11 protein-coding genes are annotated in these 12,644 nt (G+C 53.7%); 5 read left to right on the top strand and 6 right to left on the bottom strand.

Features of this window, described 5'->3' with window-relative positions; translation table 11 throughout:
* Nucleotides 1-15 precede the first annotated feature (15 nt).
* Both NYE26_RS02310 and NYE26_RS02305 read right to left on the bottom strand, forming a co-directional pair.
* A complete protein-coding gene (locus NYE26_RS02310) occupies nt 16-1,770 on the bottom strand; it encodes an ABC transporter ATP-binding protein (protein ID WP_339253589.1) in 1,755 nt (584 codons plus the stop codon).
* Entirely contained in the window at nt 1,767-3,500 is a 1,734-nt protein-coding gene (locus NYE26_RS02305; RefSeq protein ID WP_339253587.1) for an ABC transporter ATP-binding protein, read from the bottom strand. Before NYE26_RS02305 ends, NYE26_RS02310 begins: the two co-directional genes overlap by 4 nt.
* Before the next feature lie 170 nt (nt 3,501-3,670).
* On the opposite strand from NYE26_RS02305, the gene NYE26_RS02300 reads away from it, so the two are divergent.
* On the top strand, nt 3,671-3,874 hold the full coding sequence (locus NYE26_RS02300; RefSeq protein ID WP_036730779.1) for a helix-turn-helix transcriptional regulator: 204 nt from the start codon (nt 3,671-3,673) through the stop codon (nt 3,872-3,874).
* Entirely contained in the window at nt 3,874-4,305 is a 432-nt protein-coding gene (locus tag NYE26_RS02295) for a hypothetical protein (RefSeq protein ID WP_339257292.1), read from the top strand. Before NYE26_RS02300 ends, NYE26_RS02295 begins: the two co-directional genes overlap by 1 nt.
* A 31-nt stretch (nt 4,306-4,336) precedes the next feature.
* Here NYE26_RS02295 and NYE26_RS02290 read toward each other — a convergent pair whose 3' ends face one another.
* From NYE26_RS02290 to NYE26_RS02275, 4 genes are all read right to left on the bottom strand, one after another.
* Nucleotides 4,337-6,061, bottom strand: coding sequence for a helix-turn-helix domain-containing protein (locus NYE26_RS02290; RefSeq protein WP_339253585.1), 1,725 nt, complete (start codon nt 6,059-6,061; stop codon nt 4,337-4,339).
* Nucleotides 6,062-6,112: 51 nt separating this feature from the next.
* On the bottom strand, nt 6,113-6,880 hold the full coding sequence (locus tag NYE26_RS02285) for a (2Fe-2S)-binding protein (protein ID WP_339253583.1): 768 nt from the start codon (nt 6,878-6,880) through the stop codon (nt 6,113-6,115).
* 1 nt (nt 6,881) lies between these two features.
* Entirely contained in the window at nt 6,882-7,949 is a 1,068-nt protein-coding gene (locus NYE26_RS02280) for an iron-siderophore ABC transporter substrate-binding protein (protein WP_339253581.1), read from the bottom strand.
* Between the two features lie 894 nt (nt 7,950-8,843).
* Nucleotides 8,844-10,001, bottom strand: coding sequence for a 5-methyltetrahydropteroyltriglutamate--homocysteine methyltransferase (locus NYE26_RS02275; RefSeq protein ID WP_339253579.1), 1,158 nt, complete (start codon nt 9,999-10,001; stop codon nt 8,844-8,846).
* Between the two features lie 223 nt (nt 10,002-10,224).
* Here NYE26_RS02275 and NYE26_RS02270 point away from each other — a divergent pair, with 223 nt between their 5' ends.
* The 3 genes from NYE26_RS02270 to NYE26_RS02260 all read left to right on the top strand — a co-directional run bounded on the left by NYE26_RS02270 (nt 10,225) and on the right by NYE26_RS02260 (nt 12,641).
* Nucleotides 10,225-10,821 carry a hypothetical protein gene (locus tag NYE26_RS02270; protein ID WP_339253577.1) on the top strand — a complete coding sequence of 199 codons (597 nt, stop codon included), beginning with the start codon at nt 10,225-10,227 and terminating at the stop codon, nt 10,819-10,821.
* Between the two features lie 75 nt (nt 10,822-10,896).
* Nucleotides 10,897-11,601 (top strand): response regulator transcription factor, encoded by a 705-nt coding sequence (locus tag NYE26_RS02265; RefSeq protein WP_339253575.1) that lies wholly within the window; start codon nt 10,897-10,899, stop codon nt 11,599-11,601.
* On the top strand, nt 11,601-12,641 hold the full coding sequence (locus NYE26_RS02260) for an ATP-binding protein (protein WP_339253573.1): 1,041 nt from the start codon (nt 11,601-11,603) through the stop codon (nt 12,639-12,641). The genes NYE26_RS02265 and NYE26_RS02260 overlap by 1 nt, the downstream gene beginning before the upstream one ends.
* The last annotated feature ends 3 nt before the right edge of the window (nt 12,642-12,644 follow it).

Raw genomic sequence — 12,644 nt, 5'->3', positions numbered from 1 at the left:
CGGGCGGAGACGCCGTCAATGAACAAGTTCTGTGGTATGGCTTAAGGCGGCGTATTGGCTGCGGAACAGCAGATCATAGGCTTCATTCCGGCCACGCAGGTTAGCATGGGTATCGCAGGCTGCCACCTTCCCGGCTTGCAGAACCAGCACCTTGTCACAGTCTTGAATTGTAGAAAGACGGTGCGCAATCGAGATCATGGTAGTTCCGGCAGACAGACGCTTCAGCTCATTCCTAATGCCGCTCTCATTCTCAGGGTCCAGGGCGCTTGTACTTTCATCGAAAATAATAATGTCCCGCTTCTGCAGCAGCGCCCGCGCAATCGACAGCCGCTGCTTCTGGCCCCCGGAGAGCTTCACCCCCTTCTCCCCGATAACCGTATCCAGCCCCTCCTCCAAGGATGCAATATAGTCATAGATATTGGCGCTGCGGCAGCAGGCAATCAGCTCTGTTTCCGTTGCCCCGTCCCCCGCCAGCAGCAGGTTCTCCCGGATCGTCATATTGAACAGAACAGGCTCCTGCACCACAATGCTTACCTTGGCCGCCGCACTCCCGCTGTTCACCGCATGCAGATCCGTGCCTCCGATGCGGACGCTCCCGCCCTGAGGCTTCATCTGTCCGGTCAACAGTCTGGCAAGAGTAGACTTGCCGCTGCCGCTCTGCCCTACGATGGCTAGATGTTCCCCCTTCCCCACCGAGAACGAAATCCCGTCCAGTGCGAAGGCCTTCGTCCCCTCATAGCGGAACTGCAAATTCTGAACCTCAATCTCCTGTCCACTAAAGTGCTTGTAAGGCCGCTGGTCAGCTTCTGCCTGCAAGAGTCCGATTACTTTACTGATATTCACAGAATCATTCTTGTAACTCATCAGGCCATTGCTGATCGTCTCGATGAACCCGAAGAACTGCCCGTAGAAGCTGATGAACACCAGCAGGACTCCGACCTCCGAGTAGCCCTTAATCACGAAGAGTCCGCCAATGAAATAGATGAACAGCTGGGTAATGAAGTTCTTGGTGAAATACGAATACGTAACGCCCAGATGCTGATAGAGCTGGCTGCGGAACCACACCGGACGAATAGCCGCATAATGCCCGTTCAATTCCTCTAGCTGGGCCTCCTCCAGGTTATTGGTCTTCATATCTTTCCAGTTCTGCAGACTCGCATGTAAAAAGGATTCGTACCCGTTCTGCAGCCTCCATAGCTCCTCCCCCGCCTTCCTCGTCTTCTCGCCCAGGAGATTCACGGTCAGCAGGGAGACCGGAACGAAGACGAAGCTGAGGAGGGCGATCCGCCAGTCATAGCTTACAAGAATCGCAGCCAGCGCAGCAGCATACAGGACAGCGTATGTGAAATCTAACAGATGTACCGTGAAGAACCGCCCGGCTGCGGCTGAATCCTGCTCGATCCGGCTTTTCAGATCACCAATGCTGTACCCGCTATACTCCTCATAATCCAGGCTGTTCACTCTATTCAGCAGTTTGCGCTTAAGCCTGAGGTCATACTTCAGAAGCAGCTGGTTGGAGTAGCGCTTGCTGACCGCAATCCCGGCCGTCGTAAGCACGAATACTCCCAGATAACCCGCGATAACCGGCCATAGCCCACTTAGGTGCTTCTCCACCAGCACGCGGTTGACGAGCAGAGAGTACAGGAATAACGGAAGCAGTCCGCAGACCAGATTCCACAGCTTGAACAGCACGAGCGCCAGCAGCGGCTTACGGACACCTTCAATTCCCTGAGTCAGCGCTTTATAGGCGGCCCATCTTGTCATAGTCATACCGCTTCGCCTCCTGCACGCTGTTCGCTGAATAGATCTATGTACGTTTTGTTGCTTCTGATCAATACATCGTGAGTATCGTAGCCTGTGACCCGGCCATCCTCCAGCACTGCAATCCGGTCACAGCCTCTAAGCGTGGACAGCCGATGGGCGATGATGATCAGCGTCCGGTCTTGCGCAAGCTCACCGGTCATCTGCCGGATCAGCGCCTCATTCTTGCTGTCGAGGGACGAAGTCGCTTCATCGAAGACCAGAATTTTCGGATTCTTGACCAGGATTCGTGCAATAGCCAGACGCTGCTTTTGGCCGCCCGATAATTCCTGCCCGGAAATCCCCAGCACTGTGTCCAGCCCCTCCGGGAGATTCTGGACCAGCTCATCCAGCGCAGCTCTCTTAAATGCTTCGAGTAACAGGCTGTCCTGATCACGGTTATTCGTAAAAGAGAGATTATACCGCAGTGTGTTATCGTACAGAACCGTCTCCTGATGAACCACGCCCACCTGACTCCGCAAGCTGTGCAGGTTATATTCGTTCACGTTGCGGCCATCGATCAGCAGCTCGCCGCCGTCAACGGGATAGAGGCTACAGAGCAGGCTTCCGAGCGTTGTTTTCCCGGCTCCGCTCCTTCCGGCAATGCCCACGGTGCTTCCTCCCTCGACACGGAGATTGAACCCGTCCAGTACCGGCCTCTCCTCCGTATATCCGAAGCTGACATTACGAAATTCAATTGTCCCCTCCTTAATCAGTGTGGGCAGACGGGCTTCCCTGTAGTCCTCTTCCTCTTCATTCAGAAGCTCCGCAACACGCTGCAGGGATACATTCTGGCCCCAGGTATCGGTAATCTTGCTATTGATCGAGCTGAAGTAGGTCACCGCCATATTGAAATAGCTGGCGGCAGCCACAAAAACACCAAGCTGCATCTGCCCCTTCACAATGAGCCGGGCGCAGATGATAAACAGCAGCAGCTGTGCGGCAAGTGTGATGAATGCATTCACCCGCTCGGTGGATACCTCAATTCTTCCATTATCCACATTCTTGTGATGGATAGAGACTGTCCGCCTGAGAAAGGTACGGGTTACCAGCCCCCCGGCATTCAGCAGCTTGATCTCCCGCATATTGGCCACAATTTCAAATAAGTACGAGGACAGCCTGCCCTGCTCTGCCGCCAGATCCCGGTTGACCCGGAGCGCTCTTCGCTTGAAATATCTGGAGGCCATGAACACCACAGGAACCAGCACAACCGTGAACACGCCCAGCAGGACATGATAATAGAACATGAAGCCCACGGCGAACACAATATGCAGCAGATTGGAATACCCCCACAGTCCGCTCCAGAAGAGGAGATTCATAATGTCCTTGGCATCGCGGTTCATCCGGCTGATCAGGTCGCCGCTGTACATCCCGGAGAGATCCTTCCCCTTCTGATGCAGAATCTTGCGGAATAGCGCCCGCCGGATATCGAACACGAATCCCGTCATTATCTGAGAAGAGATCAAATTATTAAGCGTTGCCACAATGAACTGATTGAACAGGAGAATGCCGGCATAGATCAGGCACAGCTTCAGGAAGGCCTTCAGATCCTGGTCATAAAAAGCGATATTAATCAGCCGTCCGCCCAGGAACGGATATATCAGATTCACCAGGGTCATTACCGTAGTTACCAGGAAACCGCATACAAATACCAGCTTGTGCATCCGTATGAACGTCATCACCCATCGTCTTGCAGTCACTGCTCCACCACCTTCCATATATTCACAGAGAGTATTGTAGCACGGATGTTCGTATATAGGGAGTGACCAACCTCTCCATTCATTCAATTATGGAAAGTTAACTTTACATTCAGATCGTCATGCTATACACTCTCTATGTAAAGTTAACTTTCCATGAAGAGAGTGATTCCATGAACAACCGTTTGGAAGAATTACGCAAGCAGCGCGGAATCAGGCAGGAGGAATTAGCAGCGGCGCTTGAGGTGTCCAGGCAGACGATTGGTTCACTGGAGAACGGCCGCTATAATCCGTCCATCCTGCTGGCGTTCAAGATTGCCCGTTATTTCGGGCTGAGCATTGAGGAGATTTTTATTTATGAGGAGGAAGAGAATTGATGAAGAAATCCGTCTCGGCTTATCTTCTGGTTATTGCAGGTGTAGTCCTGCTGGCAGGCAGTCTGTACTTCATTAGAACAGTTCAAGAGCCGGAGGGGGTGCTGCGGACACTGCCCTTTATCTGTATCGGACTGGGTTCTGGCCTGTTCGGCAGCGGGATGGGGGAACTCATCGAACGGCGCGCATTGAAGAATAGCCCCGCCATCGCCAAGCAGATGGAGATCAACAACAACGATGAACGCAATATCGCCATTGCAACCCGGGCGAAGGCGAAGGCCTATGATATGATGGTTTTTGTATTCGGGGCTTTAATGCTCGCCTTTGCCTTGATGGAGGCTGATCTCACCGTGGTGCTGTTACTGGTATTCGCCTACCTTTTCACGATTGGATACGGCATCTATTACCGGTTCAAGTATGATCGGGAGATGTAATTGGCAGCGGTTCCGTCTGCCGCTAGTCCGCTCAAGCCAGTAACGCCTGGGCCACCTGATCCAGAATGCAGTTGATGCCTGTAGGTCCATAACAGCCGATCCAGGTAGCAGCATCTACCGGGTATATAAGCTGCCGCTTGTCTGCACCTAGCATGCCCCTCACACTGTGCTCTGTCATCGATATTCCCTCCTGCATCCTCTCATTACTAAGCAAAAAGTAGTAGTTGGCATGCACGGCCGGCAGCCTGTCGACGGAAATATGGTAAGCCGTGTCGGAGGCGGGTTCCGCCACAAATCGCGGAGCAGGCAGACCAAGGTCGCGGTACAGCACAGCGCCTGTGCGGTGAGAAGCCGTATGTACCCGGACGATGGACTCCCGCGGACGGATCAGAGCCACACTCTTACCCGCGAGTACCGGAGCCAGCTCTGCGGACAGCAATGCCGTACGGCGCAGGTAATCGGAAATAATCCGTTCCGCCTCCGCCTGCTTGCCTGTCAGTTCGCCGAACAGCCTCAGAATCGTCTGCCAGCTCTCATTGCGCTTGAACATGATCGTTGGCGCCACTTGGCTTAAGCGTTCGTAGTGAGGAGCATGCACCTCGGTGCAGATAATTAGATCCGGGCGCAGCCGTTCAACAGCCAGCAGGTCCGGGTACTCATAAGTTCCGAGCATTTCCGTTTGCAATAGTCTCTCCCGGAAATAAGCGGGGAAATTCAGCGACCCGCTTCCGAAGCCTACGCTTCCTGCGGGAGATATCCCCAGCGCATGCAAATGGTCAGCATACTGGACGTCAAGCACGGCGATCCGCCGCGGGGCAGCGGTGACACGATATTCGCCCCGCAGATGGAAGATCACCGGACCCTGTGGTGACCCTTGCGGGAAGGCCACGCTCTCTAACCGTCCCGAAGGAGCGGAGAGCGCAGCGGGAGCTGAAGCGGCAGTGCGCCTGAAGAGCTGCGGGGGGACTCCATAATGCTTCTTGAACGCCCTGCTGAAATAATACATGTCGCGGTAGCCTGTCCGCTCAGCGATCTCACCGATGGAAGCATCCGTATAACGCAGCATCCGCTCTGCGCTCTCCATCCGCAGCCGGATTACGTATTCCATGGGCCCGAGCCGCTTCTCCTGCTTGAACCGCCGCTGGAGCTGCCGCACGCCGCATCCGGCTAGCGCGGCCAGCTCCTTAAGCCCCAGCTCCTGACGATAATGCCCCTCGATATAGGCAGCAACAACCTCCACCATATCGGGCTCTACCCCGCCCTGACCGCGTTCATGCTCCATAATAAGCTCGTAGAGCATACCTTGCAGCAGCGCATTGGCATGGAAGCGTTCCAGCCCTTCTCCCCGGCTCCATTTGGCGGCAATTCTCTCCGCCTCCATATGCAGCTCCGCCGGGGACCCGGAATGGTGAATGAACGAAGTGCGCAGCGGGTGATTGCGCTGCGGGAAGAGGACATGTGCAGCTCCCGCCACAGGAATGGCCTTGTAGCTAATAGCTGTATAATGAATGTTGTCTGATTCCGCACTCAGAGTGTAGGCTGATCCCTTGACGGCATGACAAGCAAAAGAGGCCTGGACATGGCAGCCTTCACCATTCATCACAAGCCCTCCCTGCCCGCCGATGGCCAGCAGCAGCTGACTTGCCGCCAGTCCCGTTTCGCTCAGCACACCGCCGGGCGGCACAGTACCACTGCGCACATCAAGTGTCTTGACCGCTGTATCACTCCATAGACTTGCCTGTTCTTGTTGCGGCATTTCTCTCATCTCCTGACAACAGTATCCTTTGCTTAACGGATAGACCTGCTGTCATTTTAATTGAGATTCATTCTCATTGTCAATTTTCGGACACTTTCTGCAATATTCTCCGGACATCCGGTAGTAAAAGCAACAGGTAATGCGCTTGCTCTTCGCAACCTGAGCCCCGTCATTCCCCTCGGTGAACCGGGTGAATGGATTGCGTCTTGCGCCGAACAATGCGCCGGGAGCCGTCCGGGTCAGATACACAAAATCCTCTTGCATCCGCAGCCTTTCTTCGCCGGATGAGTCTGCTCCAAGGGCATAGAGCGGGGCAATACGCACCATAATATTCTCCCACAGCACGGCCATGGAGACGGGGCCCACGGCGGCAAGCGTCTGCAGCAGCGGCGCAAGCCGTACCGCAAAATTCTCCTCAATAACAGCTTCACGCCACACTCCCCTATCCTCCGGTGGGGAGGCTGACTGAAGCCCGTCCAGTGCCAGGAAAGGGAATGTCGTCTCTTCTGTAGAAGCCGGATGATAGAGGAAGCTTCTGTCCAGCGGGAAGAAGACTTCACGATTATGAACGGTCATGGCGCTCAGTATTGGCGCGATCCACAGATAGCCGATCCGCTTGGCCAGCATGGAAGCCGCAACCTGCATGTCCGGCGCACCGATATAATCCTTAAGCCAGCTAACATACTCGCGGCACACCGCTTTGTCCTGCAGCTCACTCAGAGCAATGGTGCGAACGGTGCCCGCAGGCGGCTCCCCCAGCCTCATCCGGTAATCCTCCGCCAGTTCCCTCCAGGGGGCCGACGACAGATAGTGGTCCATCTCAGTGAGCTCCAAGCAGCGCTTCCGAGGCCTGATCTACAATAATATTAATCGCAAGAGGACCATAGTACGCGATCCAGAGCGTTGAATTCACATCATAGGCACGGTTATTCTTGACTGCATCAAGGGATTTCCAGATCGGACTGCTGGCCAGAGCCTCTGCCTCTTTGGCGAACAGATCATCCGAGAGCAGGAAATAGTGATCTGCCCCGATATCAGAGACAGTCTCCATCGATATTTCAACTGAGGTATCATCCTTGATCGCCTGAACGAACGCTGGAGCCTTTAATCCCAGATCCTCATACAGAATGCTTCCTGTCCGGTGCTCGGGACCATGTACCCGAATCCCTTCCGGTCTTGGACGAATCAGAGCCACCGTCTCGTCGCCCAGCTTCGCCGACAGCTGCTCACGCAGTCCGGTGATTTTGTCCTCGTAGGCCTTCTTCACCACTTCAGCCTCTGCCTGCTTCCCTGTTATTGTACCGATGGTAGCCAGCGTATCCCGCCAATCCTCATAGAAGTCAAGGACGATGGTAGGCGCGATTTTGCTAACACTCTCATAGGCCTCCTCCTGAAAATCAGTCATCAAAATCAGATCCGGGTTCAGCGCCACAATTGCTTCCAGATTGGGCTCATCGCGTGTACCCAGGACCTTCACCCCGTCCATTTGAGCACTCAGATATTCCGGGAACTCGTCCTTTGTTCCGGCAACCACGCTGCCTGTCGGTTTCTCTCCAAGCGCGATCAGCTGATCGGCGAATTTCACATCAAGCACAGCGATCACCTTCGGCTTCTCGCTCAGCGTATATTCACCCTTGATATGTTTGAAGGTAACCGGGTAGGCTGCTGTAGCCTGTGCCTCCGGTGTTGCCTGCGTCTGTGCTTCAGGCGATGGAGACGGCTCCGCTGATGCAGACGGCTGTGCGGCTGTACCTGCATTCGTGCCTCCCCCAGAACCGCAAGCTGTAAGTACCAGTACCAGTACCAGCATCCATACCATGAATAATCCTGATTGCCCAGCGGCGAATTTCTTTCTGCCGGCCCCTTGTTTCTGTGTTGCTCTGTTCACGCTGACTCCCCCTGTTATGTATTATGTGATAATGATTTTCATTATCATAATTGTTACAGCGAGTATAGCCGATCTGCAGCCTATGTTTCCATGTACTTTTGCGACATTACAGCCGGATAAATGCGACATGTTGTTTAGCTATATAAATTGAACTAATGATTTTTTTTGTTTTGGGATGGCCGTGACTCCAGAGAAGTTTTGGACTTCCGGCCGCTGTTGTGTTTGAATTTCTTGATTAAAACTGCTACGCACGGTGGAAATCCAAACACAGCCTATGCTTACGATGCGAGCTTTCCTGCGGAAAGCTTTCAGGCGGACGCTACCGCTCCTACAGTTCCAAAATTCCCCTCCGCTACTTTTCCCTTAACTTAAATTTTCAAGTTTAATCTATATAGCAGGTGATATAGACGGAAACATTAGGAAATCACCCTACCGGGTGAAGGATGCTGATGCCTTCTCTCACCAGCCGCTTGTATAGAGAATTGCTGCACTTCTTGCAGGATTCCTCCTCACCTATTACTGGCTGAAGTACAATGTTGCATTATTTGCACAAATTTCGGTGTTTAGAGCAGATTAGCGCTGAATTTGTTGCATTTCTTGCAGGATTTCAGCATAGACCGCATCTATGGGGCAGTATTGTTGCACTTCCTGCAGGATTTCTCTATAAATGTTACTGGCTGTGGAGCATAGCAGCACCCAATGTATTCGGATTTCCGTATACTTTGGGCAACTTACCTTCGTGGTAGCATATTGTGTTCGGTTTTTCATATACATTCCATCTGCTCCTCATTCAGATGTTTCAAAGACTACTTAGTTTCATAAACAGCAGCAAGCCCGCATCCTGTTGCCAGGTGCGGGCTTGCTTTTATGAACAGTTGCTACCTATTAATGAAGTTAAGCCCAATATTGCTGGGCAATCTTTTGCCCCTGTCTGATCTTCGCCCATTGCTCCGCTTCTGTCAATTCGTTGCCGCCGTCGCAGGACGCGAAGCCGCATTGGTGGGAGAGCAGTAATCTCTCCTTCGGAATGATCGTGGACGCTTCATCCAGCATGCGGAGGACACGGGTCTCATCGTCAAGCGTACTGGTTTTGGAAGACAGCAAGCCAAGTACAATTTCCGTCTCCGGTCGATCCTTGAACACGGCAAGTGCCTCCAGCGAGCCCGCGCGTTCGTCGTCCCACTCCAGGAAGAAGCGGTCGTACTTCAGCTGCTTCAGGAACAGGTTGGCAATCTTCACATAAGAGCCGCCGCCCATATTCCGGGAATCATAATTGCCGCGGCAGTTATGGGTCCACATTTTCAGCCCCAAGCTATGTCCGTAATCAATAATGGTGTTGTTAATATCGATGAACTCTGTGGCGAGACTCTGTACTTCTTCATGGTTGATTGCTTCACCGGTAAATGGCGAATTCGGATTATCGTCCGCGAACAGCTCCCAGAGGCAGTCGTCGAATTGCAGAATCTTACCGCCAGCGGCTGCGAATTCCCCTACGAAATCCTTATACGCCGTCACCAGACCCGCCTTCAGCTCATCACGGTTCTGGTACACTGCACCCTCGCCGCCAAGGTTATCCGACCAGGACAGCTCTCCGAAGATATGGGACGGTGAAGGCACGCACAGCTTCGTCTCCCGGTCTCCCGCATGCTCCTGAAGCTGGCGGTAGGCCTGAAGGAAGTGGTGATTCTTCCCGCCGAGTTCACCTGTGATGCGCAGACCGATGTCTTTTCGCGTCTCGTATTTGGAGGTGCCGTCAATGTCTCTGAAGAAATACCCGTGAGGCGCAATATAGCGTTCAATGCCCTGGAAGCCCCAGACAAAGTCCAGATGCCACATCGACTTGGAGTACTCCCCATCCGTCAGAATCGTCAGCCCATTCTCGCTCGCTTGCTCGACTACCGACTGTATCGCCTTCGCTTCACACTGCTCATAGCCCTGGAAATCCTCGTAAAAAGGATACTGGATATCGTCCCGGTGTTCGATTTGCTGCTTATATTCTAATAGCTCCGCCGGACGCAGCAGGCTGCCTACGATCTGAAATCTATCACACATGATTAGCCCTCCTCTAGTTCCACTGTTCTGTCTTTGTGTATAAATTCTAGCATGGAGTGCGGCCTTAGGAGTAACACTTATAACTGATATCTGGCTATAGGGAGAAGTTATACACTCACTCCGCTGCCGTAATACAATCGTAAGGTTTCGCTTAGAGAATCGTAAGCTCTGCCGCTTATGCTGTTCCATGTAAACCACTAAAAAGATATGGAGCGTGATAAGCATGGGTAACAGAAAAGCAGGCAAACGGTTCATGATGGCGGCAGTATTGGTACTCTCTCTGGCGGTGTCCGGCATCGCCGGCGCAGCGGCAGGCATCAAGACGATGAAGAAAGACGGCATGGAGCTGATGAACCTACGACAGGCCGCCATGATGTACGGCTACAGCATTGAATGGAACAGCAAGGACCGCTCCGTATCGCTGATGTACATGGACAAGATGATGGACGACAGCAAGATGATGGACGATGGCAAGATGATGGATGACAGCAAGATGATGGACGACGGCAAGATGATGGACGACGGCAAGATGATGGATGATGGCAAGATGATGGACGACGGCAAGATGATGGACGACGGCAAGATGATGGACGACGGCAAGATGATGGACGACGGCAAGATGATGGATGATGGCAAGATGATGGACAACAGCATGATGCCGATGGGCAAGATGATCAAGGTTATGATCGGGTCGAAAAAAATGATGGTCGATGGTAAAACGGTCAATCTGAGCATGGCTCCGGCCCTGTACGATGGCAGCACGTATGTAGCGGATACGGTAGTGACCATGTACATGAAGCCTGCCAAGGCCATGAAATAAGACGGGATGAGCGATGCCCTCACCCTGTGATATGATGGAATCAAATGGATTTTTCCGGATATGGGGTGGGTTAGGATGAATGAACGAGTGCTGGTCGCGGATGATGATCCGAATATTACCGATGTGTGCCGCAGATATCTGGAACGGGAGGGGTATCTGGTCACCACCGCCAAGGACGGCTTGGAAGCGCTAGAGTTATGGCGCAGCCAGTCTCCAAGCCTGATTGTGCTCGACCTCATGATGCCGCATAAGAATGGCTGGGAGGTGTGCAGCGAGATCCGGCAGACCGAAGATCTCCCGATCATCATGCTGACGGCGCGCGGCGAGGAGCAGGACCGGCTGATGGGGCTGACGATGGGAGCGGATGATTATCTGACCAAGCCCTTCAGTCCAAGGGAGCTCGTACTGCGGGTGCAGGCGATTCTGCGCAGAATGAGATATGTCCAGGTATCGCCGGCTACCGCCGCTGAGCACACGATCAAGTACGAAGGACTGACTCTCGATGTCGGGAAGCGTACCGTGGAGATCAGCGGGCAGGCGATTGACTTGACGGTGACCGAATTCGAAATGCTCTATCTGCTGGCGAGCCATCCGGGGCAGGTGTTCTCCCGGACGCAGATGCTGAGCAAGATCTGGGACTTCAGCTATGAAGGAGATACGACTACCGTTACGGTGCATATAAGGAGATTACGGGAGAAGATCGAACAGACCCCCTCTGACCCGAAATACATCAAGACGGTCTGGGGAATCGGCTATAAGTTTGCGGGTGATGGCATCTAATGAAGCTGCGTACCTATCTACTATTGTCCAGTCTTACGGGGATCGGCGTATTGCTAGTCTGTCTATTCGTCAGTTATTCCCGGATGCTGCTGACCATCGATCAGCTATATTATCTGTCCGGCATCACAGCCGGGATCGGCCTGTTCTCCTTCATCCTCCAGCATCTGCTGACACGGCCGGTGGAGAAGTCCATTGCCCGGATTACGGAGCAGACGGTACGGATTGCCGAGGGGGATTTTCACACCGAAGTCCCCACGATCGGCCCGCACGAGTTCAAGCTGCTGGCCCGGCAATTCAATGAGATGAGCAGTAAGCTAAAAGAGAGCTTCGACCATCTCCACCAGTCCGAATCCGCCCGCCGGGAGCTGATCGCGAATGTCTCCCACGATCTGCGGACCCCTCTTGCCTCCATTCAGTCGTTCGTGGAAGCGCTGGAGGATGACGTGATCAAGGACGAAGAGACCTTCCAGCGGTATCTGAATACGATCCGGCTGGAGACGAAGCGGCTGGCGGGGCTGATCCAGGACCTCTTTGAGCTATCCAGTCTGGAGGCGAGCGGCGGAACCTTCGACCCGCAGCCCTGCCATGCAGATGAGCTGCTGATCAGCACGCTGGAGAGCTTCTCCTTCCATCTGGCGGAGAAGCGGCTGAAGGCCGAGATTGAGCTGCCGGATAAGCTGCCCGCGGCCCTGATGATGCCCACGCAGATCAAGCGGGTACTGTCCAATCTTGTGCAGAATGCCATTCAACATTCTCCTGAAGAAGGCCATATCGTGCTGTCCGCCGCCGAGGAAGGCCCGTTCCTGCGGATCGCCGTTAGCGATGAGGGGCAGGGAATTGAAGCGGCGGAGACCGCACGGATCTTCGAACGGTTCTACCGGATAGATAAATCGCGCAGTAAGAATAGCGGAGGCGCCGGACTGGGTCTTGCTATCGCACAATCCATTGTGGAGCTGCATGGCGGCAAGATTGGTGTAGAGAGCAATAAGGGTTCAGGAAGCTGCTTCTGGTTCACTGTTCCCATCTACACCAGCCGGTAAGCC

This window comes from Paenibacillus sp. FSL P2-0136 (assembly GCF_037975325.1).
Classification (GTDB): Bacteria; Bacillota; Bacilli; order Paenibacillales; family Paenibacillaceae; genus Paenibacillus_AQ; species Paenibacillus_AQ silagei.
Note: the sequence above shows the minus strand (reverse complement) of the source record. Positions and strands in the feature narration are given on the sequence as shown.